Source organism: Streptomyces sp. NPDC014623, from assembly GCF_043088245.1.
In the GTDB taxonomy this organism is placed as follows: Bacteria; Actinomycetota; Actinomycetes; order Streptomycetales; family Streptomycetaceae; genus Streptomyces.
The window spans coordinates 1-22,433 of sequence record NZ_JBIBZU010000019.1 but is presented as its reverse complement, the minus strand read 5'-3'; the positions used below and the strand labels follow the sequence as shown (position 1 = coordinate 22,433).

The window sequence follows — 22,433 nt, the reverse complement described above, 5'->3', positions numbered from 1 at the left end:
TCCGGGGGCGGCCACATCTCGTGGCCGCCCCCGGAGCGGTACACCGGTCCGCCCGGCACTCCCTCGGAAGCGGGCAGGTGGCCGCGGCCGAGGAAGCAGACCGGAGGGAGCCGGACAGGGCCCCCTCCCCCGTGCACCACTCCCGTGGGACCTGGGCGAGCCGCACCCTTCGCGACCGAACTCGTCGCCGGCGAGCTGGTGGCCAACGCGGTCGGATGTGCCGAAGGACCGCTCCGCGTACTCCGCACCCGCGCCCGCGCCCTCGTGTGCGAGGCCGCGGACGCGCATCACGCCTCACCGCGGCCGCGCCACAGCGGTGAGGACGACGAAGGCGGACGTGGCCTGTTCGTCGTCGCGCCGCTCGTCAGGAGGCGGGGAACCCGTCGCATCCGCTCCGGGAAGACGATCTGGAGGAGACCCCTCGGCCTGCCCCGTCCCTCGGACGACCCGTGCGGCTGTGCTGCTCTGCGGCCGTGGATCACCCTTCGATGCTCTGCCCGGCACGGACTTTCCAGGGAAGCCGGACCGACCGGGAGCGGCGATCTCGTCCGCGCAGTGCCGCGCGGGCCGCGTTGGCACCGGGGGCGCCGTGCACACCCCCGCCGGGATGCGCGGACGCCGAGGCGAGGAACAGGCCCTCCACCGGCGTCTCGGGCCGGCCGGTGCCCGGCATGGGCCGGAACACCAGCTGCTGGTGGGCGGCTGCGGTGCCTCCGTTGATCGCTCCGCCGTGGAGGTTGGCGTCCATGGCCTCGAGCGTCGGCGGTGCGAGAAGGCGGCGGGATCTGATGAGCGAGCGGAAACCTGGCGCCCAGCGTTCGATCTCGTTCTCCACGCGATCCGCCATGATCTCCTGCTCCCGCCTGTCCCAGCGCCCGGTCAGCGCGTCCTCACCCGCGTCGCCCTTGATCCGGTGCGGGACGTGCGTGTAGGCCCAGGCCGATTCGGTTCCGGCCGGCGAGCGCGTCGCGTCAGCCGTGGTCATCTGCCCGACGAGGAGGAAGGGGCGGTCCGGTACCCGGCCCGTCGCGATCTGCGCGGCGAAGCGGGTGAGGCCGTCGACCCCGTCGGCCAGGTGGACCGTCCCCGCCGTGGAGGCCTCCCCGGCGGTCCAGGGCACCGGGCCGTCGAGGGCCCAGTCGACCTTGAAGGTGGCGAAGTCCCACTGGAACCGCCGCAGATCGTCCAGCACGCGGCCGGGGAGATGCCGTGCGTCGATCAGCTCGCCGAACAGCGCCGGTGCGGACACGTCGGCGAGCAGGGCACGGGTGGCCGGCACGGCCTCGCCCTTCGCTGTGCGTACGCCCACGGCCCGTCCGCCACGTACGACGATCTCGCTCACGCGCTCCCCGCAGCGGACCACGCCACCGTGCCGCTCGAGCCGCCGCACCAGGGCCCCCGTGAACGCGCCTGCACCGCCCACCGGCACCGGGAAGCCGTACGTCTGCCCGAGCATGGACATCAGCCAGCCGTAGCCTCCGCTTCCCGCCGCCTCGGGGCCGAGGTCCGCGTGCAGCGCGTTGCCCGCGAGCAGCAGTCTTCCGGCCTCGCCGCGGAACTCCTCCTCCCCCAGACGGCGGACGGGCAGCAACAGGGACCGGGCCAGCCGGAGGCCACCGGCTGCCCGGAGCCTGGCGGCGGCGCGAACAGCCGAACGCACAGGCGGGAAGGGCGTGAAGAGAGCCCCCAGGATGTCGGGACCGAGGCGGTTCCACGTGGCGCACAGGCCGAGCCAGGCGGCCCCGTCGCCGGCCGCGAAGGAGTCCAGGCCCGCCGCCGTGTGCGCGGCCCCCTGTTCGAGTACGGCGCACCGGCCGTCCGGCAGCGGGTGCGCGAGCACACGCGGGGCACGGCTCCAGCTGAGGCCGTCCTCCTCCAGCTCCAGGCCGGCGACTACCGGGGAGGCGGCGGCGAGCGGATAGAAGGCACTGAAGAGGTCGCTGACGAAATCGGGGTGGACACCCCGGTCGCTGCGCACCGCGCCGCCCGGTTCCGGCTGCGCCTCCAGAACCTCGACGCTCCAGCCCGCGTCGGCGAGCAGATTGGCCGCGACGAGACCGTTGGGTCCCGCACCGATGACCACCGCGTCCGGCATCGTTACCTCCTGGCGTTCTCGTGGTCCGCTACCGCGGGCTCCCGGACCGCTGCCGTACCGGTTCACGCGTATGAGTCGCAGCTTTCTCCACGACGTCCGCCAAACGGGCCAGCATGCTGCGGTGGCGCAGTTGGATCAGCGCGTCCGCCACCGGGTTGTGCAGAGAACCGGCAGGTCCCCGCAGAGGGTGCTCGTCGATGATCACCAAGGCGTTCTCCCCCCAGGGACGTATCTCGACGGCGATCCGCGCCGTGCCGAGCCGTCCGCTGTCCGCCTCGAGTTCCAGCACCCCGGGCGCCTCGCAGCGCCGGACGACGGTCCGCCCCGACGCCGACCACCACCCCAGCCTCACGGTGTACGTGATGCTGGAGCCGACTCGCGGCCATTCACCTTCCGCGGGCCTGGATTCCGACGTGCCCACCACCCAGTCGCCGTAGAGCGTGGCATCCGCGAGGACAGCCCAGACGTCCTCCACGGAACGTGCGATCAACCGGTTCCGTACCGCCATCGGCCCTCCAGCCCCTCGTGTGGATGCGCTCGCCACGAGTACCCGGCCTGCCCGGTCCTATTCATATCCCACTCTCGCAGGCGCCCGGAGGATTCGCCGCCTGCGGAACACCGCGCCCGGGGAGGGTTTCCGGTAATTTCCCGGCGGCCGGTCCATGGCACCGAATTCATGGGGGACGTCCTGGCCGCCCAGGCCGTCTCGTGCGTATCGCTGGTCGAGCAGCACGAAAAGCGTGCACGTTCCGCACGGAAAACGGGAAACAAGGGGCGAAGCACGGCGACGGAAGGGAAGGGGGCGCCCGCGTGTTCCCTACGCCTGCCGGCACCGCGGCATCCGCACCCCTTCTGCCGTCCCGCACTCCGGCGTGCGGGCACGAGGGAGCCCTGGCGTAGGCGGTCCTCACCGCCCGGAGCTCGCCCCGCCGCCTCCGGAGTCCTGCAGGGCACCGAGGAAATCACCGTCGTCGGCCGTACGTTTCACGGAAGACGGCTTTGCACGCTGCGTCTTCCGTGAAGGACGGCATTCCTTCCACGGTGACGGCCCGCTCATTCCTCACCGCTGAAGGGCGTGAGTTTCCCCGGTTCGCGGCCGGGTACGAGCCTGATGAACACCCCATCGCGGCTTCGTCAGCGCCGCGGTGGCACCGAAAGGGAGGAATTCACATGCTGAAGGCGATCGCGGACGTAATCCGTTCCATCGGCGGAGCCATTGCCACCGTCGTGACCTTGCCCTTCCGTGCTGTCGCGCGGCTCTTCGGCGGAGCCTCCGACACCGCCCACGGCCACCACTGATCAGCATCACCTCCCCCGGCCCGGGCCGGCTCATCGAGCCGGCCCGGGCTTCAGGTGCGTGGTCCCCCTGATCCGGTCAAGCGGTCAAGCGGCCTGGACGAGTTCCGCCCGGCCGAACAGCAGGGCGTAGCCGGAGGGGAGCTCGGCGAGGACGAGGTCCAGCTGACCGGAGTCGACCATACGGGCCACGGGGGCGAGGACGGCTCCGGCGTCCCAGCGGGCGGTGGCGGGCGTGCCGCCCGTGCGCACCGCGAGGTCCTTGACGAATCCCCAGCCGGTGAGCGGGCCGGGGTCGCGGACCTGGGCGGTGAGGGTGAGGGCGGCCTCGGCGGGGAGGCAGGCGGCGAGGCCGGCTCGTCCGTCCTCCGAGAGCTGGCGGCCGAGTCCGGCCAGTACCGCGTGGGTGACGGTCTCGGCTCGTTCGCGCGTGGGGTACGCACCCTCGTACCTGATTGTTTCCAGCATCTGCTCGAACGTCACACCCGCTGTGGCACGGGGCTGTTCACGCAGGGAGCGCATGGTTGAAGTGCCTTTCTCGCCGAGCGGCGGCTGCTGCGGTCACCAGGTGGGCGATGGCGGGCAGCCACACTGTTGATCATTGAGGGAGAGTTGTCCGAGTGGGTACGCCCGGGCCGCCGGAAGAGCGCCCCGGTGGAACTCCGCGGGGCAGGGCGGGTGCTCGGGCCGCATCCCGCTCCCCGTGGGGTTCCGCGGCATGCCGCCCGCGGTGTGAACGTGCTTCCGGGAGCGCGTTCACACCGCGGGCGGGACAGGCGCGGAGCGGGGGGCGAAGCGGCCCGCCGAAGCCGGGGGCCACCCACCCCGCACACGGCGCCGGGCGCGGCGTGAGGATGCCCGCCCCATCCCGCCCGTGCGGTGCGGGTATCGCCCGGTTCAGGTGCCGATCTGCTTGTGAGCGGCTTCTCCGCCGATGGCGATCTTGCGGGGCTTGGCGCGCTCGGCGATCGGGATCCGCAGGGTCAGCACCCCCGCGTCGTAATCCGCCCTGATGCGCTCGGTGTCCAGGGTGTCCGCCAGGACCAGCTGGCGGGAGAAGGCACCCAGCGGCCGCTCGGTGAGCTCCACCTGCACGTCGTCACCCACCGCGACGGGCCGGCGCTCCGCCTTGACGGTGAGCATGTTCCGTTCCACGTCGATGTCGATCGCGTCCTTCGCGACACCGGGCAGGTCGAGGGCGATCACGTACTCCTCACCCTCGCGGTAGGCGTCCATCGGCATGGCCGACGGCTTCGACCAGGTCCCGGACACACCCGTCAGCTGCTGGGCGATGCGGTCGAGTTCACGGAACGGGTCAGTGCGCATCAACATTGTGAAAACACCTCCACTGGTCGGGCAGAAACTGCCAATGCGCTTCGTCTGACACCGTTGTACCATGTCATCCAAACGATGACAACCACAGTGTCGTCCGAAGGGTGACACCCGTGAAGGGGCCTTCATGAACACATCCCGACCCGGCGAGCCCGCATCCTTCGCCGCAGCCACCACAGCACTGAACGCCATCGACGAGGCCGTCCGCACCGCCCAGGTGCCGGCGCCCGGCACAGGGATCCCCCACGACCGGCAGGCCGACTCCGAGCAGGCACTGGCGGCTCTGCTCCTGCTGCGCCAACTGCGCGACCGGCTGGCCGGATGGGAACCGGGACTGATCGAAGCGGCCCGGGCCGCAGGCACCAGCTGGGCCGACCTCGCCCAGCCTCTCGGCGTCGCCAGCCGCCAGGCCGCCGAACGCCGCTATCTGCGCGTGCGCCCCGGCACCCCCGGCACCACCGGCGAACAACGCGTACAGGCCACCCGCGACCACCGCGCCGCCGACCGCACGGTCACCGCCTGGGCCCGCGACAACGCGGCCGACCTGCGCCAGCTCGCCGGCCAGATCACCGCCCTCCCCGACCTCCCCGCGCCCGCGGCCACCCGGCTCGCCGCCGCCCTGGCCGACAACGACCCCGCCAACCTCATCGCACCGCTGACCGACACCCACACACACCTGGCGGCCGGTCACCCCGGCCTCGCGGCACGCGTCGACACCCTCACCCGCCACACCCGCAAACTCCGCCAGGACAGCAACGACCAACGGACCGCGACCTGACGCCGCCAGCCCGCCACACGGTGAAAAGCCCCTGCCGGCCCGGCGGCGTACGGCACAGCGGCCACCACCGCCGGCAGCGGGAGGAACGGCGTCACGGCCCGGGTACCTGGTGCCGGCCGGACCGACGGCGGCACCTGGCCCACCACCTCCGCCCTCGTGCCCTTCGGGGACCTCCGGGACGACGGCGCCAACGACACCCTGGTCACCGACAAGGGCGGCTTCCTGTACGCCACTCCCCCGAGCGCGGCAAGGCCGTCACCCCGGACACCCCGCACACGAAGGTCGGCAGCGGCTGGACGGCCTTCGACGGAGTGCGTGAGGGCATCGAGGCGCGGAGCCCGCCGGACGTCCGGGGGTCCCGCGCCTCGATCGCGGTCCGTGGCACCGCCCAGGCGCCCCGGGCACCGGGCCGGGCGCCTCCCGGCCCGGTTTCCACAGGGCCGGTCAAGTGGTTTCGGCGCGGACCTGGGTGACTTCCGGAGTTCCGGTGGCAGATGAATGGCGGCAGACCGTCCCATCGTCGCAGGAGCATCATGTCCCCTCAGAATTCCACCCCCCGTTACACCGTTCCCGGACTCAGCACCAGGGAAGGCGGGCGGATGATCGAGTTGTTGACCATGCGTCTGCACTCGCTCAACGACCTGGCTCTCACCCTGAAGCACATCCACTGGAATGTGACCGGCCCCCACTTCATCGCCGTACACGAAATGCTCGACCCCCAGACCCTGGCGGTCCGGGACATGGCGGACGCGACCGCCGAGCGCATCTCCGCTCTGGGCGGGGTGCCCCGCGGCACCGCGGGCACACTGGTCGCCGAGCGCACGTGGGACGACTACAGCGTGGACAGGGCTGACGCGATCGCCCACCTCGGGGCACTCGACCTCGTCTACACGGGCATCATCGAGGACCACCGGAAGGCCGCCGCGAAGGCAGGCTCCGTCGACCCGGTCACCGAGGACCTGCTCATCGAGCACCTCCGTTCCCTGGAACAGTTCCAGTGGTTCGTGCGTGCTCACCTGGAGAACAGTTCCGGGGCTCTCATTACCGCTGATGCCGGCAGCGAGACACAGGCCGCCGCGGCGTCCGGGCCGTCCCGCACGGCCCCCGCGAAGAAGACGGCCGGTACCAAGCGCGCCACCAAGAAGACTGTCTCCGCCAAACGCGCCCGGTGACGCCGGGGGCGGGCTGCGGGAGCGACGGCTCCCGGACGGGCCGGGTCCACGAGCGGTGCTCGTGGACCCGGCCTCCGGACGGGGAGCGGCCGGGGTCAGCGGGTGACCGTGTGGCGCTTGTTGGGGACGCAGTGGGTCATCGTGAGTCCGGTGACGTCGCGCGGCGGATTGTCGCCGAGGCGGGCGAGCCGCTTGCGTTCGTCGTCGTCGAGGTTCTGGGTGGGCAGCGGCTCCAGGTGCGCGACGTCCCCGGGGCTGATCCCCAAGCCCTCACCCACCCGCCGGCCGAGGTCGCTGTCCGCCATCAGGCAGTGCCAGATCATGCGTTCCTGGACCGGGCGGGCGCACTGGGCGAACAGGCCGGTGAAGTTCTTGACCAGGTCGTCACGCTCCCATTCCTCCAACAGCTGGTAGCGCTGGCCGGCCTGCAGATAGTCGTTCGTGCGCGGAATACGGGCCCGGGTGAGCCGCCCCCGGATCTCCGGCCCCTGCTCCTCGTGCGCCGGATAGCGGCCCTCCCGGAGGCCACCGGTGATCGACGGTTCGTAGTTGACCTCCGGATTCTCACCTGCGTGGCCGTTGTCGTACGCCATCAGACCGTCCCGCTGGTTGGTGGCCACACGTGCGTGCTTCGCCTGGTTGACCGGAAGCTGGAGATAGTTCGGGCCCACCCGGTACCGCTGTGTGTCGCTGTACGAGAACGTCCGGCCGACCAGCATCTTGTCGTCCGAGAAGTCGAGCCCGTCGACCAGTACACCGGTCCCGAAGGAGACCTGCTCGTTCTCGGCGAAGTAGTTGTCCGGGACCCTGTTCAGGACCATGCGTCCCACCGGCCGGGGCGGGAAGTCCTGTTCGGGCCAGGTCTTCGTGTCGTCCAGCGGGTCGAAGTCCAGCTCGGGGTGTTCGTCGTCGGACATCATCTGGACGACGAGCTCCCACTCGGGGAAGTCACCGCGTCCGATCGCCTCGTAGAGGTCCTTCGTCGCGTGCCCCAGTTCGGTGGCCTGGACGTTCGCCGCGTCTTCCTCGGTCATGCTGCTGACACCCTGCTTGGGCATCCAGTGGTACTTGACCAGCACCGTTTCGCCCTCGTTGTTCACCCACTTGTAGGTGTTGACCCCGAAGCCCTGCATGTGGCGGTAGTCCGCCGGGATGCCCCGCGGACTGAACAGGTTCACCAGCATGTGCATGCTCTCCGGGGTCTGCGACATGAAGTCGAAGATCCGGGCCGGCTTCTGCTCATGGCTGACGGGGTCCGGCTTGAGCGCATGGATCACGTCGGGGAACTTGATGGCGTCCCGGATGAAGAAGACACCGAGGTTGTTGCCGACCAGGTCCCAGTTCCCGTCCTCGGTGTAGAACTTCACGGCGAAGCCCCGCGGGTCACGGGCGGCCTCGGAGGAGTCCCGGCCGCCGATCACGGTGGAGAAGCGCACGGCTACGTCCGTGCGCCTGCCCGCCTCCTGGAACAACTTGGCACGGGTGTAACGGCCGATCGGTTCGTCGCCCCACTTGCCGTACGCCTCGAAGAAGCCGTACGTGGTCACTCCGCGCGCGTGCACGACGCGCTCCGGGATGCGCTCCCGGTCGAAGTGGCTGATCTTCTCCAGGAACTGGTAGTTCTCCAGGGTCGCGGGACCTCGGGCACCGACCGTGCGCTGGTTCTGGTTGTCGTAGACCTGATGTCCCTGCCGGTTGGTCAGCACCGGCTGTCCGGCGTTCTCATCGGGCCGCGCACTCTCGGTATCGGTCATGGCCTGCACTCCTTCTCCGTCGGGGGCACGTCGACCGAGTGTTCCCCCGAATGACGCCACAAACAGGAAAAGCAACCCGCCGTCCGCCATCCGCCGCGTCAAAAGGATCCGACTGGCCGTCACGGGGTGAGCGGTCCGGCGTCGCACACGGACAGCAGGGTCTCCGGTGCGTCGGGACCGGGGAGGCGTGCCGGGCGGAGGGCAGGGCTCCGGCGGCCGCACACCCGGTTCGTGCCCCGCCCCGGCCGGCGCCTGCCCTCGGCCGTGCGGCCGAGGGGCGCTCGCGTATGTTTTCCCGCCCCGCCCCGCCACGCCAGGCGCGATTTCGTCGGCATCCTGTGCTCCTCCGCCGACAAGGTACGGGGCTTCCGCTTCCCGGCCGGTATCATCCGGATCCTCGACTTCGCGGAGACCTTCCTCGGCGGCGGCACCAGCTGTCAGACGCCTCCGCCCACAGCCGGCGAGCTGCTGGAGAAGGAGTTCGACGCCACCGCCCGTCCACGGGCTGACATCGTGATGATCACGGATGACGAGTGCGGCGTCACCGAACAGTGGACGCGCGACCGGAACGACGCCGGACACCTGCCGGGTTTCCGCGTCTTCGGCCTGGCCGCCTTCGCCCCGCGCGCCGCGGAGGCGGACTCGGTCCTGGACGCCCCCCTGCGACAGCCTCCGCTCCGTCGAGGACCTCACCGGCGTGCGCGCCGCCGGCCTCTTCCGCGTGCTCCGGGCCCGGCTCGCCCCGGCGGCGGCGTGGAGCGCGAAGCCCTGTGCCGGGTGGCCCACGGCGCCCCCTGCGCCGGCCGCGGCCTCTGCGGCGGGGCCTGCTTGTCATACGCCTCCACCTGCCACTACTGTCACCACGCCTTGGTGTACGGGAAATCCGGTGTGATGCCGGTGCGGCCCTCGCCACTGTGATCGGGAAGTCCGGCTCCGGCCCTCGCGGGCAGCCACTGGGTCCTTGTGACCCGGGAAGGCGGAGTTCGGGCGGTGGTACCCGTGAGCCAGGAGACCGGTCAAGGCACTTCAACCATCCACGAGGTGCTGGAGAGGGTCTGCTGAGCCATGCACATAGCCGAGGGTTTTCTGCCTCCGGCGCACGCGATCGCCTGGGGAGTCGCGTCCGCGCCGTTCGTTTTCCACGGAGTCCGGTCACTGACGCGTGAAGTCAGGGAGAACCCGGAGAGCACGTTGCTCCTGGGCGCTTCCGGGGCCTTCACGTTCGTCCTTTCCGCCTTGAAGCTCCCCTCTGTGACGGGGAGTTGCTCACACCCGACGGGCACAGGCCTGGGAGCGATCCTGTTCCGCCCCCCGATCATGGCGGTCCTGGGGACCATCACCTTGCTGTTCCAGGCACTGCTGCTCGCCCACGGCGGCCTGACCACGCTCGGAGCGAACGTCTTCTCCATGGCGGTCGTCGGGCCCTGGGCGGGGTACGCGGTCTACAAGCTGCTGCGCCGGTTCGAGGTGCCGCTGATGGTGGCGGTCTTCTTCGGCGCGTTCGTCGCCGACCTGTCCACCTACTGCGTCACCAGTGTGCAGCTTGCGCTGGCCTTCCCCGACCCGGGCAGCGGGTTCATCGGGGCGCTCGGCAAGTTCGGCTCCATCTTCGCTCTCACCCAGATTCCGCTCGCGGTGAGCGAAGGTCTTCTGACCGTGCTGGTGATGCGTCTCCTCGTGCAGTCCAGCAAGGGGGATCTGACCCGGCTCGGCGTGTTCCTCTCCGGCCGGCGGACCCGGACGGGGACGGACAGGACCGAGGCGGTGGCGCGATGACCAGGAACACGAAGATCAACGCTCTTCTGCTGCTCGTCGTGGCCGCACTGGCCGTCCTGCCACTGGCCCTCGGCCTCGGCGACGGCAAGGAAGAGCCGTTCGCGGGCGCCGACGCCCAGGCCGAGACAGCGATCACCGAGATCGATCCCGGCTACGAGCCCTGGTTCTCCCCGCTGTACGAACCGCCGTCCGGTGAGATCGAGTCGGCGCTGTTCGCCCTCCAGGCCGCGCTCGGCGCGGGTGTCCTCGCCTACTACTTCGGTCTGCGGCGCGGACGCCGTCAGGGCGAGCTGCGCGCGACCGCGCAGCGGGACGGCGCTGCCGCCGAAGGCGGTACCGGGGAGCCCCCGGCCCGGAGGACCTGAGCGCACGTGCTGCCGATCGACGCGGCGGCGCACAGCAGTCGCTGGCGCCGCCGCCATCCCGCGGACAAAGCCGTGCTCGGCCTGGGGCTCACGGTTCTGGCGATCTCGCTGCCGCCCTGGCCCGGCGCACTCCTCGTGCTCGTCACCGCCCTCGCCGCGTTGCTGGGGCCGGCGGGCGTGGGCCCCCGCCACCTGTGGCGTGCGTACCGGGTGCCCCTGGGTTTCTGTGCGACCGGGGCCGCAACTCTCCTCGTCCAGGTCGGCGGGCCAGAAGGGCTCGTCACCGTGGCCGCGGACGGGCCGGTCCGTGCCGGGGAGCTGCTGCTGCGCACCTCGGCCGGGTCACTCGGGGTCCTGCTGTTCGCCTTCACCACGCCGATGTCCGACCTGTTGCCCCGTCTGGTCAAGGCAGGGGTGCCCGCGCCGGTGGTGGACGTGGCCCTGGTGACCTACCGCATGAGCTTTCTCCTCCTGGACTCGATGCGCCGGACAAGGGAAGCGCAGGCGGCCCGGCTCGGGCACACCACACGCGCCGCCGCCTGGCGCTCCCTGGCAGGGCTCGGGGCCACCGCCTTCATCAGGGCCTTCGACCGCGCCGCACGGCTCCAGTCGGGGCTGGCCGGACGCGGCTACGACGGCACCCTTCGCGTGCTGGTTCCCGAGGCTCGCGTCTCCGTCCGGTTCGTGGCCGTGAGCGTCACCCTGCTCGCGGTCCTCGTCACCCTGACCTTCGTACTGGAGAGGCCTCCGTCATGAGCGCACCGGCGCTGCTCGCCCTGCGGGGCGCGTCCTTCGCGTACGAGGACGGCCCTGCCGTGCTCAGCGGGCTCGACTTCGAGGCGTACGAAGGGCGCGCGCTCGCCCTGCTCGGCCGTAACGGCAGTGGGAAGACCACGCTGATGCGTCTGCTCAGTGGCGGGTTGCGCCCCCGGGAAGGGCAGTTGACGGTGGAGGGTCGTCCGGTCACGTACGACCGCAGAGGACTGACCCGACTGCGCACCACCGTCCAGCTGGTGGTGCAGGACCCGGACGACCAGTTGTTCGCCGCATCCGTCTCCCAGGACGTGTCGTTCGGACCGCTGAATCTCGGCCTGCCGGACGCCGAGGTGCGGGCCCGGGTGGACGAGGCGCTCGCCGCCCTCGACATCACTGGCCTGGCCGACCGGCCCACGCACCTCCTTTCCTACGGGCAGCGCAAGCGGACCGCCATCGCGGGCGCGGTCGCGATGAGGCCTCGTGTGCTGGTCCTCGACGAGCCGACCGCCGGGCTCGACCCGGACGGCCAGGAACGCCTGCTCGCCACGCTCGGCACCCTCCGCAGCAGCGGCACCACCGTCATGATGGCCACGCACGACGTCGATCTCGCCCTGCGCTGGGCCGACGACGCCGCGCTGCTCACCCCCGCCGGTGTACGTGCCGGTCCCGCGCCCGCGGTGCTGGCCCGTACGGACCTCCTGCGGGAGTCGGGGCTGCGGCTGTCGTGGGGCGTCGCCGCCACACGACTGCTGCGCTCACACGGCCTGCTGGACGCCACGGCACCTGGGCCCCGCACCCCGGAGCAGCTCGCGACGGACTTCACCCCGCCGCCCACGGCCGGGCGGGCGCCGGCCGACGGCTGACCCCTCGGCGGCCTCCCGGCCCCTGGACGGCGACCCGCCGGAAACCGGCCCGTTTTACGCCGGTCGCTTTCCCTCCCGATTAACACACCCTTAGGACGAACTTCTGTGCGAATATGACGATCGGCATTCGGTCGGCATATGCAATATCCGCGCATCCGCGAAAAATCTCGAATACTGAGAACCGGCACCGCGGCACATCCGCAGGCCCCATTGCATAGTTCCACTCGCCGGGCATCGACTTTCGGACTCTTCACGAAGGGTTAACTCCATAAGCTCTCCGGCCTGTTAGCGTCCCGAAGGGAGAGTGGATTCCAGAAGGAGGTGCAGGGTGCGAGCAGCGGCAGTCCGGTTCGTGCTCGCTTTCCTGATGGGCTTCCTATTGGCCCCGCTCTCCGGTGCGCCGGCGCCGGAGACACACCCGTACGCCCCGGAAAGCCGGGCGGCCGGCCTCCCGAGGATGTCCGCGGGAGAGGCTCTCGGTGAGTACGGCACATGCGGCACACCTGATCGCGGGGGCGAGTCGAACGGCCTTCTGCGTCATCGTGACCGGCACCGCTCCGCCACCGTTCCCCTTCCCGAGGTGCCGTCGCGTTCCGCGGTGACGAGCGACGGCGGCATGCTCGCACCGGCGGCCGTCGCTGCGATGGGCCATGCGCACCGCACCTCCAGGTCCTCGGCCGCCCATTCCTCCCCCGTGCTGCAGGTGTTCCGCTGCTGAGCTGGTCCCAGGTGCGCGTGGACCCGCCCCTGTCCCCGGTGTCCTTGGTGTCCCGGTCCTGCGGGACCCACCGGCGCGGGCCCGTGTCGACCTGCCCTCCAGGCCCCCGTTCTCGTACGTATGCCTACGCGCCTCCCTCCGGCGCGCCAGGAGGAACACCGGTATGCAATCCCACGTCGATCACTCTGCGGCAGAAATTCCGCTCATCAGTGAGAACACCGTCTGGGCACCCCCGCCCGGCGACGTCCGCTCGGCCCCTTTCCGCACGGGGTGAGGGCGGCCATGGACCGGGTCAGCAGGTTTCCTCACCTGCGGCAGGATTTCACCGCGTCACTCGTCGTCTTCCTCGTCGCCCTGCCGCTGTGCGTGGGCGTCGCCGTCGCTTCGGGGGTCCCGGCGGAGCTGGGTCTGATCACCGGCATCGTGGGCGGTCTCGTCACCGGCCTCATGCGCGGCAGCAGTCTCCAGGTGTCGGGACCGGCCGCCGGTCTCACCGTGCTCGTCTTCGAAGCCGTCCAGTCCTTCGGACTGCCCGCGCTCGGGGTGATCGTGCTGACAGCGGGGCTGCTCCAGCTGGCCATGGGCGCCCTGCGGCTGGGCCGCTGGTTCCGGGCCATCTCGGTCTCGGTGGTCGAGGGCATGCTCGCGGGCATCGGCCTCGTCCTCATCGCCGGCCAGCTCTACGCGGCTGCCGGCGTCGAGGCCCCGTCCTCCGGTACGGGCAAGATGACCGGCGTTCCGGGGCTGCTGGCCGATGCCGTGTCCAGTCCTCCGGCTCTCGCCTCCCTCGCGGTCGGTACCGCGACGATCACCCTGGTGGTGGGGTGGAACAGGATGCCGAAGCGGGTGAGGGCGGTCCCGGGCACCCTCGCCGCGGTCGCACTGGCCACGCTCGTCACGCTGCTCTTCGACCTCCCGGTCAGGACGGTCCAGGTCCAGGGACTGCTGGACGCCGTCCAGGCCCCCGCCCTGTCCGAGTTCGGCGGGCTCGTGAGCCTGAGCCTGCTGGGGACCGTGGCGGCGTTCACCCTGATCGCCTCCGCGGAGAGCCTGTTCAGCGCGGCCGCGGTGGACCGGCTGCACGACGGGCCGCGCACCGAGTACGACAAGGAGCTGATGGCCCAGGGGGCGGGCAACACCGTGTGCGGACTCCTCGGCGCACTGCCGATGACCGCCGTCATCGTGCGCAGTTCGGCCAACGTACGTGCGGGCGCACGGACCCGGGCCTCCCGGGTGCTGCACGGTGTGTGGCTGCTGCTGTTCGCAGCGCTGTTCCCCTCCGCGCTCGCTCTCATCCCCCTGCCCGCACTCGCCGGCATCCTCATCCACGCCGGATGGAAGCTGATCCCGCTCCGACCGCTCGTGGCGCTGTGGCGCGAACACCGGGGCGAGGCGGTGATCCTGGTCGTCACGGCCTCGGCGATCGTCATGGTGAACATGTTCGAGGGCGTGGTGACGGGTCTGGCCCTCTCCGTGGCCAAGGCCGCCTGGGACGCCTCCCACATCAAGCTGGAGATCGTCGCCAGCAGCGCCGACGGCGTCCGTGCCCGGCTGTCCGGGAACGCGACCTTTCTGCGGCTGCCGAAGATACTCGACAGCCTGGAGGCCCTGCCCAGGGACCGGCCCGTCGCCCTGGATCTGTCCGGCCTCCACCATCTGGACCACGCCTGCCGTACCGCGCTGGAGAACTGGGCCGAGCGGCACAGTTCGACCGGCACCGAACCCGTGCGGCTGACCCGGACGGACGTCACGACGGCTGCTCCCTGAGGGCACGGACAGTTCGCCGGACGCCTCCGGCAGGCGTTCCGGCGAGCCGTTCCCGGTGGTCAGCCGTTGGGCAGGATGACCGCACGGCCGTTGACCTCGCCCGCGTGCAGACGTTCGTAGGCGAGTGGGGCCTCGTCGATGGAGTACGTCTCGACGTGTACGTCGACAGAACCGGCGTGGGCGAGTTCGATGACCTCGGCGAGCTCTCCGCGTGAGCCCCAGTACGGTGCGGAGACCGACGTGGAGAACGGCAGGACACCGAATCCCACGGGCAGCAGGCCGCCTCCGATACCGACGATGGTGATGTCACTGTCGATGGAGGCGGCCGCACCGGCCGTCCTCAAGGTCGGCTCGGCGCCGACGAAGTCGAGGACCACCTTGGCTCCGGTGCCACCGGTGAGTTCGCGGATCCTGGCGGCGGCGTTCTCGTCGGACAGCACGGCCTCATGGGCGCCGACGGCCCGCGCGAGCGCCAGTTTCTCCTCGGTGACGTCGAGCGCGATGACGCGTACGGCGGTCATGGCGCGCAGGAGCTGGATGGCGACGTGGCCGAGGCCGCCGGTACCGATGACCACGGCGGCGGCGCCGGGCAGCAGTTTCGGCAGCGAGCGCTTGATCGCGTGGTACGGAGTGAGGCCCGCGTCGGTCAGCGATACCGTCTTGACCGGGTCCAGGCCGCCGATGGGCGTCAGGTGCCGGGCATCGTCGACGATCATGTATTCGGCCATGGCGCCCGGGTTGCCCAGTCCGGGCGGGTGGATGCCGAGACCGGCGGCACGCAGACAGTAGTTCTCCCGCCCCTCCGCACAGTTCACACAGGTGCCGCAGCCCCATGGGCCGTAGACGGCGACCGCGTCCCCCACGGAGACACCGGTAGCGCCCTCGCCGAGCGCGGCGACCGTGCCGACGCCCTCGTGGCCGAGCGTGAGCGGCAGTTCGTACGGGAACCCCTCGGCGGGCCAGCTCATCACGGCGATGTCCGAGTGGCAGACACCGGCGGCACTGACCTTCAGCAGGATCTGGCCGGGTCCGGCCACGGGCTCGGGAATCCCGACCACCTCGGGTGCGGCGCCGATGGTGCGGTACTGGACGGCTTTCATGGCTCTCCTTCGTTGTCCGTACTTCCTTTGTGACCCTCGGGGCGGCGATGCGCCATTCGGGGATCAGGAGGCGGAGGAACCGCCGTCCACCAGGTGGTGGCTGCCGTGGATGGAGGAGACCGGCCGGGGATCAGGAAGGTGGCGAGCTCGGCGACCTCCACCGGCGTTCCGGCGGTCGCGCAGGCCGTCACCCGCCTGGGCTTCGAACACCTCGGCCCTGCCGGAGTGCCGGGACGCGAGCACCTCCGGAGACGCTCCGTGCCTGCCGCCCGCCTTCGCGTCATGGCACGCGACGAGCGGCTGCGCAAGGACGACGTCCTCTTCCGGGACTCCCTCATCACCCATCCGGACGCGCCGCGCCGGTATGCCCTCGCCGAGCGGGAGACGGCCGGCCCGGACGCCGGCGCTGCTCGCCTGTTCGACACTCAAGCCACGCACCGCCGAAGAAATCACGGCGGCCACGCGTCGGACTCCACGGCCGACGTGCCACCCCGCGCGGCCCGCCCTCTCAGCCGGGCCCACCGGGCAGCGGGAAGGCCCGGGACGGACCGCACGGCCGTCCCGGGCCTTTTCCTTGTCCTGGTGGCCGCTACGGAAGGGAGTCCGCCCCCGCCGGCGCTTCCTCGCGGCTCCGGCTCAGCGCTCCCGGCCACCAGGCCCTCGGCCCGATGTCCCTGACCAGGGCCGGCACCAGGAGCGAGCGCACGACGAGGGTGTCCAGCAGGACGCCGAACGCGACGATGAACGCGATCTGGACCAGGAAGGCGAGCGGGATGACTCCCAGGGCCGCGAAGGTGGCCGCCAGGACGACGCCCGCCGACGTGATGACTCCACCCGTGGTGGTCAGTCCGCGCAGTACGCCCTTGCGCGTGCCGTGGATCAGGGACTCCTCGCGGACCCGTGACATCAGGAAGATGTTGTAGTCGACCCCGAGGGCGACGAGGAAGACGAATCCGTACAGCGGGACGGAGGAGTCGGTGCCGCTGAAGCCGAAGACGTGCTCGAAGACCAGCGACGAGATGCCGAGGGTGGCGAGGAAGTTGAGCGCCACCGTGGCGACGAGCAGCAGCGGCATCAACAGCGAGCGGAGCAGGCCGATCAGGATGACGAGGATGATGACCAGCACCACCGGCACGATGATGTTGCGGTCGTGCTCGGCGGTCCTCTGGGTGTCGTACTGCTGCGCGGTGTAGCCGCCGACGAGTGCCTGCGCACCGGGGACCGCGTGGACGGCGTCGCGCAGCCGGGTGACCGTCTCCTTGGCGGCGTCACTGTCCGCCGCGTCCGCCAGGGTGGCGTCGATACGGACCCGTCCGTCCACGACGAGCGGTTCACCGCTGCCCGGGCGGCCGGAGGCCGTCATCACGGAAACGCTCGCGACACCGGGGACCTCTTCGGCGGCGGCGACGACCTGCCCGGAGCGGCCGGCATCGGCGATCACGACGGCGGGGTTGCCCGACCCCCCGGGGAAGTGGCGGCCGAGGGTCTCCTGAGCGGCGACGGACGGCGTGTCGTTGACGAAGATCTCCTCGAGGGGCACTCCCCTGGAGTTCAGCGTCGGCATGAAGGCCGCGCAGGCCAGAAGGCCGACCAGCGTCACGGCCCACACCTTGCGCGGGGAGCGGTCGACGAGCCCGGCGATCCGCGACCAGACACCCGTCGAACCGGCCTCGGGCTCGGTCTGCCCCTTCTTCGGGCCGGACGGCCAGTACGCGACCCTGCCGAGCAGGACCAGGACGGCGGGCAGGAAGGTGAGGGCGCTCAGGACCGAGCACACGATGCCGATGGCACCCACGGGGCCGAGCGCCCGGTTGTTGGTCAGGTCACTGAGCAGCAGGGCCAGCAGCCCCAGGGCCACGGTGGCGGCGCTGGCCGTGATGGGCCCGACGGACTCACGGAGAGCGGCGCGCATCGCGGTCCACCGGTCGGGCTGCCGGCCGAGCTCCTCGCGGAAGCGCGCGGTGAGCAGGAGCGCGTAGTCGGTGGCGGCGCCGATCACCAGGATCGACAGGATGCCCTGGACCTGGCCGTCGACCCGCAGGACGTCGTGGTCGGCCAGTACGTAGACGATCGCGCAGGAGACGCCGAGTGCGAAGACCGCGCCGATGATGATGATCAGGGGCAGCAGGACGCTCCGGTAGACCAGGAGCAGGATGACGAGCACGGTCACCAGTGCGACGCCGAGCAGCAGTCCGTCGATGCCGGCGAAGGCGTCCGACAGGTCGGCCTGGGAGGCCGCAGGGCCCGCGATCCCGACCATCGTGCCCGGGACGTCCTGTGCGACGCTCCGGATGTGCGCGAGGGCGTCAGGGAGTTCGTCGTCCAGGTCCGGCCTCAGCTGGACGACGCCCTCCAGGGCCTTGCGGTCCTCGGAGAGCAGGGCGGGGCTCACCTCGCCGGCCACTCCCGGCCCGCCCTTCAAGGAGGCCAGGGCGGCGGTCGCCTCCTTCTGCTGCTCCGGAGCGAGCTCCTGGCCGTCCTCGTCCGACGTCCAGACCACGACGGCAGGCATGGTCTCCTGCTTGCTGAACGCCTTCTGGGCTTCGACGACCCGAGTGGACTCGGCGCTCTGCGGCAGGAACGAGGCCTGGTCGTTGGTGGCTACCTCCCCGAGCTTCCCGGCGTACGAGCCGAACGAACCACCGACGACCAGCCAGGCCAGTACGAGGAACACGGGGACAAGAATCAGCCGGCGAACCGGCCTCGATGCGGTGGGCATGGCACTCCTGGATCGGCCGCGATCTCTCATTCATGATGTATCTCAATGATTGAGATTACATGCCCGCTGAGCGTGTTCAAGCACCGGCGCGGCAGTTCAGCGTCCGGGAACCTGCATGTGAGCCAATTCGCCGTTCATCCGGGCGAGGAAGCGGAGTGCGGCCTCCAGCTCCTGCGGCTCGGACGCGGAGCGCGCACCGGCCGCCGCCTCCGCGAGGGGCATGAAGAACGACCTCGCGGCCGCCTTCGCCGCGGGCTCGTAGTACAGGTGCACGACACGGCGGTCACGGCTCTCCCGTGCACGCCTGATGTGCCCGGAACGCTCGAGCCGGTCCAGACACGCCGTCACCGCCCCCGATGTCAGGCCGAGATGTTCACGGAGCCGCCCGGGGGTCAGCGGCGCATCCGCGTCGAGGATCGCGCCCAGCGCCTGCACATCCGTCGCATGGAGGCCCTGAGCCTGCGCGAAGGAGTGAACCAGCCGGTTGATCTCGCCGTTCATCCGCCGCAGCTCCGCGGCCAGGGCCTGGAGCTCCGACACCCCGGCCGCATCCGTGCCGGATCCGTCGCGAGGGTCGTCTGTGCTGTTCACCGCCCCATACTAGGGCGCATACGGGAGCAGCAGGGTGTCTGCCGCAGCTCGCGGGCCTGCTCCCCCCGCCCCGCGCGGAGAACGCTCCGCCGGCTCGTCCCGCCTCAGCACTTCGGCCCCGCCGGCAAGCGGAACCGCCCGCGCGGGGACACGGTGGGAGAAGGAGACGCGAGCCGGAGCGAGGGGTCATGGAGAGCAAGGACGACAGCGGCGGGCTGCGGTGCCTGGTGACGGGCGCGTCGGGATACATCGGGGGCCGCCTCGTGCCCGGGCTCCTGGAGGCCGGGCACCGGGTGCGCTGTCTGGCGCGGACCCCGGAGAAGCTCCGCGACTACCCGTGGGCCGGTGAGGCCGAGGTGGTCAAGGGGGATGTGACCGACGCGGAGTCCCTGAGCGCGGCGATGCACGGCATCGACATCGCCTACTACCTGGTCCATGCGCTGGCCGCCGGGCCGGGCTTCGAGAGGACCGACCGTCAGGCGGCACGGATCTTCGGCGAGCAGGCGAAGGCGGCCGGTGTCCGCCGCATCGTCTATCTGGGCGGGCTCACCCCCGGCGACGTCCCCGTACGGGAGCTTTCGCCGCATCTGCGTTCGCGCGCAGAGGTCGGACGCATCCTGCTCGATTCGGGTGTGCCGACGACCGCCCTGCGCGCCGCGGTCATCATCGGTTCGGGTTCGGCGTCCTTCGAGATGCTGCGCTATCTCACCGAGCGGCTGCCGGTCATGATCACCCCCAGCTGGGTGTCGACGCGGATCCAGCCGATCGCCGTCCGGGACGTGCTGCGTTACCTCGTGGGAAGTGCGCACATGCCCGCCGAGGTGAACCGCACCTTCGACATCGGCGGACCCGACGTCATGACGTACCGCGAAATGATGCAGAAGTACGCGCAGGTCGCCGGGCTCCCCCGCCGGCTGATCCTGGCGGTGCCGATGCTCTCGCCGGGTCTGTCCAGTCACTGGGTCGGCCTGGTGACCCCCGTGCCCGCGTCGATCGCCCGCCCGCTCGCGGAGTCCCTGCGCTACGAGGTCGTCTGCCACGAACACGACATCGCCGACTACGTCCCGGACCGGCCCGGGCAGCCCTTCTCCTTCGCCACCGCTCTCTCGCTCGCCCTGCAACGGGTACGTGAGGCGAGGGTGACGACACGGTGGTCCTCCGCGTCCGTCCCGGGCATCCCCAGCGATCCGCTCCCCACCGACCCGGCATGGGCGGGCGGGAGTCTGTACACCGACGTGCGCGAACGCGACGTGGACGCCCCGCCGCAGGCCCTGTGGCGGGTCGTCGAGGGGATCGGCGGTGACAACGGCTGGTACTCGTTCCCCCTGGCCTGGGCGGTCAGGGGCTGGCTGGACCGGCTGATCGGCGGCGTGGGGCTGCGCCGGGGCCGGCGGGACGCCCAGCGGCTGAGGGTCGGGGACTCCCTGGACTTCTGGCGGGTCGAGGAGATCCGGCCCGGCCGGCTCCTCCGGTTGCGCGCGGAGATGCGACTGCCCGGCCTGGCCTGGCTGGAGATGTACGTGGAGGGGGGCGAGGACGGCAGGTCCCGTTACCGGCAACGGGCCGTCTTCCATCCGTCGGGGCTGCTCGGCCACGCGTACTGGTGGGGCGTGTCGCCCTTCCACGCGGTGGTGTTCGGCGGGATGGCACGCAACATCGCGCTGGCGGCGCGCCGTAGGGCGACGGGCGGCCGGCGGTGACCGTGGCGATCGTCCGTTCACTTCCGGCCTGCGGCTGCACGACCATCCGCCGCCGGCCGGAGGGACCGGCCCGCTCCAGGGAGGCCCGGGAGCGCTCCACCGCCGTCTCCCGGGGACGTCGCCGGCTCAGACCTTGCGATAGCGGGCGTTGGTCCAGGAGAAGAGGCCGAACGCCGCCAGGCCGAGAGAGATGAGCACGAGCAGCCAGGGCCCCGCGGGCGTCTCGGTGAAGGAGCGCAGGGTGTCGTCCATGCCCTTGGCGCGGCCGGGCTCGTGCTGGACGGCAGCCGCCAGGGCGAATCCGCCCGCCGTGGCGAAGACCGCGCCACGGACGACGCCGCCGAAGACACCTGTGACGTCGACGGCCTGACGGGTCCTCTTCGTCATCTCACTCGTCTTCAGGTGCTTGTGGTACTTGCGCGTGGCGGCCCGGTAGGCCATCCAGAGCCCCGCGCAGATCACGACGGCGCCCGCGATCCCCACGATCCACTGGCCACCGGTCCATTGCAGGGCCCGCGCCGTGACGTCGTCGGTCTGCTTGTCGCTCGATCCGCTCCCGCTGCTCCGGTCGCCGGCGGCGTAGGAGAGGACGGAGTACGACACGAAGGCGTAGAAGAGGAAACGTCCCGCGGCCATGGCCCGCTTGCTCGCCTTGTCGCCCTCGGGGCCCGCCTGGCCGAAGAACGCCTCGGACAGCCGCCAGAGAGCCATGCCGGCCAGCGCCACACCGAGCACCCACAGCAGGACGTTCCCGAAGGGCTTCTCGGCTATCTCGGCGATGGCGCCGCCCCGGTCGGCCTGCTTCCCGCCTCCGTCGGAGAAAGCGATGCGCAGGGCCAGCAGCCCCACCAGGAGGTAGATCACCCCTCGTGCCACGAACCCGGCGCGGGCCCCCGCGTCCATGGCTTTGCTGCGCGCGGCTCTTCTGGCCTGACCACGTGCGTTCATCGACAGTGCCTTCGCATTCATGCACTGCCGGATGCCCCTGAAACAGCGATCAATGCGAGGGAGCTACACGCCCTCGTCCCCGGCCTCGCTCCCGGCCTTCTCCTGCCCCTTCGCGCGTCGGCCGACGACGGCCGCCGCCGCCAGGGCGCTGCCGGTGAACGCGAGGGCGACGATCCACGGGCGGTCGAGGACATGGCAGGTGGCATGGTCCAGGGAGTAGCGTCCGGCGCCCGTCACTCCGATCGCGGCGGCGGTGAAGCCGAGGAAGGCCGGGTACTCGTAGCCGCCGCCCGTCGCGAAGAAGCCGGCAGGCGCGTGCACGGCGACCGCGCCCGCCATCGTGCCCGCAGCGGCTGCACCGGCCGCGGGGGTGGCGAGGCCGAGGGCCAGCAGGATCCCGCCGCCCGCCTCGCCGATTCCGGCGGCCAGCGCGCTGTGCTTCGGCGGGTGGAAACCCATGGCTTCCATCGCCGCGGTGGTGCCCTCGATGCCCCCGCCGCCGAACCAGCCGGTCAGCTTCTGGCTGCCGTGGGCCGCCAGAACGGCTCCTGTACCGACCCTGAGTACGAGAAGTCCGAGGTCACGCCGGTTGATGCGGGTCATGAGGTGTCCTTAAGAATGTTGGGCGGTCCGGGAGGACCGGGTGTGGCTGATGGGGTGTTTGCCGTTGATGGCTCCAGGAGAATGGCCGCCCGGTCCTCCG

At 71.1% G+C, this 22,433-nt stretch carries 20 protein-coding genes, 1 pseudogene and 1 riboswitch; of the genes and pseudogenes, 11 read left to right on the top strand and 10 right to left on the bottom strand.

Going from position 1 to position 22,433, the window contains the following annotated elements; translation table 11 throughout:
- Window positions 1–478 precede the first annotated feature (478 nt).
- Complete coding sequence (locus ACF1FZ_RS26875; protein WP_391775966.1) at window positions 479–2,095, bottom strand: phytoene desaturase family protein; 1,617 nt, start codon at window positions 2,093–2,095, stop codon at window positions 479–481.
- Window positions 2,096–2,123: 28 nt separating this feature from the next.
- Window positions 2,124–2,603, bottom strand: coding sequence for an SRPBCC family protein (locus tag ACF1FZ_RS26870; RefSeq protein WP_391775965.1), 480 nt, complete (start codon window positions 2,601–2,603; stop codon window positions 2,124–2,126).
- 662 nt (window positions 2,604–3,265) lie between these two features.
- On the opposite strand from ACF1FZ_RS26870, the gene ACF1FZ_RS26865 reads away from it, so the two are divergent.
- A complete protein-coding gene (locus tag ACF1FZ_RS26865; protein ID WP_280118781.1) occupies window positions 3,266–3,394 on the top strand; it encodes an LPFR motif small protein in 129 nt (42 codons plus the stop codon).
- A gap of 84 nt (window positions 3,395–3,478) precedes the next feature.
- Here ACF1FZ_RS26865 and ACF1FZ_RS26860 read toward each other — a convergent pair whose 3' ends face one another.
- Both ACF1FZ_RS26860 and ACF1FZ_RS26855 read right to left on the bottom strand, forming a co-directional pair.
- Window positions 3,479–3,913, bottom strand: coding sequence for a DUF2267 domain-containing protein (locus ACF1FZ_RS26860; protein WP_391775964.1), 435 nt, complete (start codon window positions 3,911–3,913; stop codon window positions 3,479–3,481).
- Window positions 3,914–4,288: 375 nt separating this feature from the next.
- A complete protein-coding gene (locus tag ACF1FZ_RS26855) occupies window positions 4,289–4,723 on the bottom strand; it encodes an Hsp20/alpha crystallin family protein (protein ID WP_391775963.1) in 435 nt (144 codons plus the stop codon).
- Window positions 4,724–4,850: 127 nt separating this feature from the next.
- On the opposite strand from ACF1FZ_RS26855, the gene ACF1FZ_RS26850 reads away from it, so the two are divergent.
- Together ACF1FZ_RS26850 and ACF1FZ_RS26845 are read left to right on the top strand one after the other, a co-directional pair.
- A complete protein-coding gene (locus ACF1FZ_RS26850; RefSeq protein WP_391775962.1) occupies window positions 4,851–5,501 on the top strand; it encodes a type III effector protein in 651 nt (216 codons plus the stop codon).
- Between the two features lie 533 nt (window positions 5,502–6,034).
- Window positions 6,035–6,673 carry a Dps family protein gene (locus ACF1FZ_RS26845; protein ID WP_391775961.1) on the top strand — a complete coding sequence of 213 codons (639 nt, stop codon included), beginning with the start codon at window positions 6,035–6,037 and terminating at the stop codon, window positions 6,671–6,673.
- A gap of 95 nt (window positions 6,674–6,768) precedes the next feature.
- Here the strand turns inward: ACF1FZ_RS26845 and ACF1FZ_RS26840 are convergent, their stop codons facing one another.
- Window positions 6,769–8,427, bottom strand: coding sequence for a catalase (locus ACF1FZ_RS26840; protein ID WP_391775960.1), 1,659 nt, complete (start codon window positions 8,425–8,427; stop codon window positions 6,769–6,771).
- A 303-nt stretch (window positions 8,428–8,730) separates the two neighbouring features.
- Here ACF1FZ_RS26840 and ACF1FZ_RS26835 point away from each other — a divergent pair.
- From ACF1FZ_RS26835 to ACF1FZ_RS26810, 6 genes and pseudogenes are all read left to right on the top strand, one after another.
- Window positions 8,731–9,154, top strand: a pseudogene (locus tag ACF1FZ_RS26835) (hypothetical protein); the annotation flags it as partial.
- Window positions 9,155–9,278: 124 nt separating this feature from the next.
- Window positions 9,279–9,463: riboswitch (cobalamin riboswitch) on the top strand.
- A 29-nt stretch (window positions 9,464–9,492) separates the two neighbouring features.
- A complete protein-coding gene (locus ACF1FZ_RS26830) occupies window positions 9,493–10,203 on the top strand; it encodes an energy-coupling factor ABC transporter permease (RefSeq protein ID WP_391775959.1) in 711 nt (236 codons plus the stop codon).
- A complete protein-coding gene (locus ACF1FZ_RS26825; RefSeq protein ID WP_391775958.1) occupies window positions 10,200–10,568 on the top strand; it encodes an energy-coupling factor ABC transporter substrate-binding protein in 369 nt (122 codons plus the stop codon). The genes ACF1FZ_RS26830 and ACF1FZ_RS26825 overlap by 4 nt, the downstream gene beginning before the upstream one ends.
- A 6-nt stretch (window positions 10,569–10,574) precedes the next feature.
- Window positions 10,575–11,324, top strand: coding sequence for a cobalt ECF transporter T component CbiQ (gene cbiQ / locus ACF1FZ_RS26820; protein WP_391775957.1), 750 nt, complete (start codon window positions 10,575–10,577; stop codon window positions 11,322–11,324).
- Window positions 11,321–12,187, top strand: a complete 867-nt coding sequence (locus ACF1FZ_RS26815; protein WP_391775956.1) for an energy-coupling factor ABC transporter ATP-binding protein — start codon at window positions 11,321–11,323, stop codon at window positions 12,185–12,187. The genes cbiQ and ACF1FZ_RS26815 overlap by 4 nt, the downstream gene beginning before the upstream one ends.
- A gap of 1,000 nt (window positions 12,188–13,187) precedes the next feature.
- Window positions 13,188–14,672 (top strand): SulP family inorganic anion transporter, encoded by a 1,485-nt coding sequence (locus ACF1FZ_RS26810; protein ID WP_391775955.1) that lies wholly within the window; start codon window positions 13,188–13,190, stop codon window positions 14,670–14,672.
- Window positions 14,673–14,731: 59 nt separating this feature from the next.
- Here the strand turns inward: ACF1FZ_RS26810 and ACF1FZ_RS26805 are convergent, their stop codons facing one another.
- The gene (locus tag ACF1FZ_RS26805) at window positions 14,732–15,772 is read right to left on the bottom strand and encodes an NAD(P)-dependent alcohol dehydrogenase (RefSeq protein ID WP_391775954.1); all 1,041 of its coding nucleotides are present in this window, start codon (window positions 15,770–15,772) and stop codon (window positions 14,732–14,734) included.
- Between the two features lie 93 nt (window positions 15,773–15,865).
- Between ACF1FZ_RS26805 and ACF1FZ_RS26800 the strand changes: the two genes are divergently transcribed.
- The gene (locus ACF1FZ_RS26800; RefSeq protein WP_391775953.1) at window positions 15,866–16,450 is read left to right on the top strand and encodes a GrpB family protein; all 585 of its coding nucleotides are present in this window, start codon (window positions 15,866–15,868) and stop codon (window positions 16,448–16,450) included.
- Here ACF1FZ_RS26800 and ACF1FZ_RS26795 read toward each other — a convergent pair.
- Both ACF1FZ_RS26795 and ACF1FZ_RS26790 read right to left on the bottom strand, forming a co-directional pair.
- Window positions 16,362–18,491 (bottom strand): MMPL family transporter, encoded by a 2,130-nt coding sequence (locus tag ACF1FZ_RS26795; protein ID WP_391775952.1) that lies wholly within the window; start codon window positions 18,489–18,491, stop codon window positions 16,362–16,364. The two genes, ACF1FZ_RS26800 and ACF1FZ_RS26795, sit on opposite strands and share 89 nt — an antisense overlap.
- 96 nt (window positions 18,492–18,587) lie before the next feature.
- Window positions 18,588–19,082, bottom strand: a complete 495-nt coding sequence (locus ACF1FZ_RS26790; RefSeq protein ID WP_391775951.1) for a MarR family winged helix-turn-helix transcriptional regulator — start codon at window positions 19,080–19,082, stop codon at window positions 18,588–18,590.
- Window positions 19,083–19,270: 188 nt separating this feature from the next.
- On the opposite strand from ACF1FZ_RS26790, the gene ACF1FZ_RS26785 reads away from it, so the two are divergent.
- Window positions 19,271–20,782, top strand: coding sequence for an SDR family oxidoreductase (locus tag ACF1FZ_RS26785; RefSeq protein ID WP_391775950.1), 1,512 nt, complete (start codon window positions 19,271–19,273; stop codon window positions 20,780–20,782).
- Window positions 20,783–20,908: 126 nt separating this feature from the next.
- Here the strand turns inward: ACF1FZ_RS26785 and ACF1FZ_RS26780 are convergent, their stop codons facing one another.
- Window positions 20,909–21,730, bottom strand: coding sequence for a DUF1206 domain-containing protein (locus tag ACF1FZ_RS26780; RefSeq protein WP_391775949.1), 822 nt, complete (start codon window positions 21,728–21,730; stop codon window positions 20,909–20,911).
- A gap of 63 nt (window positions 21,731–21,793) precedes the next feature.
- Complete coding sequence (locus tag ACF1FZ_RS26775; protein WP_391775948.1) at window positions 21,794–22,333, bottom strand: DoxX family protein; 540 nt, start codon at window positions 22,331–22,333, stop codon at window positions 21,794–21,796.
- Window positions 22,334–22,433 lie beyond the last annotated feature (100 nt).

Bases quoted from the DNA above. Each gene is read 5' to 3' on its own strand.
- ACF1FZ_RS26810 (WP_391775955.1), top strand. From the start codon at position 13,188: ATGGACCGGGTCAGCAGGTTTCCTCACCTGCGGCAGGATTTCACCGCG.
- ACF1FZ_RS26815 (WP_391775956.1), top strand. From the start codon at position 11,321: ATGAGCGCACCGGCGCTGCTCGCCCTGCGGGGCGCGTCCTTCGCGTAC.
- ACF1FZ_RS26855 (WP_391775963.1), bottom strand. From the start codon at position 4,723: ATGTTGATGCGCACTGACCCGTTCCGTGAACTCGACCGCATCGCCCAG.
- ACF1FZ_RS26860 (WP_391775964.1), bottom strand. From the start codon at position 3,913: ATGCGCTCCCTGCGTGAACAGCCCCGTGCCACAGCGGGTGTGACGTTC.
- ACF1FZ_RS26830 (WP_391775959.1), top strand. From the start codon at position 9,493: ATGCACATAGCCGAGGGTTTTCTGCCTCCGGCGCACGCGATCGCCTGG.
- ACF1FZ_RS26865 (WP_280118781.1), top strand. From the start codon at position 3,266: ATGCTGAAGGCGATCGCGGACGTAATCCGTTCCATCGGCGGAGCCATT.
- ACF1FZ_RS26785 (WP_391775950.1), top strand. From the start codon at position 19,271: ATGGAGAGCAAGGACGACAGCGGCGGGCTGCGGTGCCTGGTGACGGGC.
- ACF1FZ_RS26780 (WP_391775949.1), bottom strand. From the start codon at position 21,730: ATGAACGCACGTGGTCAGGCCAGAAGAGCCGCGCGCAGCAAAGCCATG.
- ACF1FZ_RS26775 (WP_391775948.1), bottom strand. From the start codon at position 22,333: ATGACCCGCATCAACCGGCGTGACCTCGGACTTCTCGTACTCAGGGTC.
- ACF1FZ_RS26850 (WP_391775962.1), top strand. From the start codon at position 4,851: ATGAACACATCCCGACCCGGCGAGCCCGCATCCTTCGCCGCAGCCACC.
- ACF1FZ_RS26845 (WP_391775961.1), top strand. From the start codon at position 6,035: ATGTCCCCTCAGAATTCCACCCCCCGTTACACCGTTCCCGGACTCAGC.
- ACF1FZ_RS26795 (WP_391775952.1), bottom strand. From the start codon at position 18,491: ATGCCCACCGCATCGAGGCCGGTTCGCCGGCTGATTCTTGTCCCCGTG.
- ACF1FZ_RS26805 (WP_391775954.1), bottom strand. From the start codon at position 15,772: ATGAAAGCCGTCCAGTACCGCACCATCGGCGCCGCACCCGAGGTGGTC.
- ACF1FZ_RS26870 (WP_391775965.1), bottom strand. From the start codon at position 2,603: ATGGCGGTACGGAACCGGTTGATCGCACGTTCCGTGGAGGACGTCTGG.
- ACF1FZ_RS26825 (WP_391775958.1), top strand. From the start codon at position 10,200: ATGACCAGGAACACGAAGATCAACGCTCTTCTGCTGCTCGTCGTGGCC.
- ACF1FZ_RS26875 (WP_391775966.1), bottom strand. From the start codon at position 2,095: ATGCCGGACGCGGTGGTCATCGGTGCGGGACCCAACGGTCTCGTCGCG.
- ACF1FZ_RS26840 (WP_391775960.1), bottom strand. From the start codon at position 8,427: ATGACCGATACCGAGAGTGCGCGGCCCGATGAGAACGCCGGACAGCCG.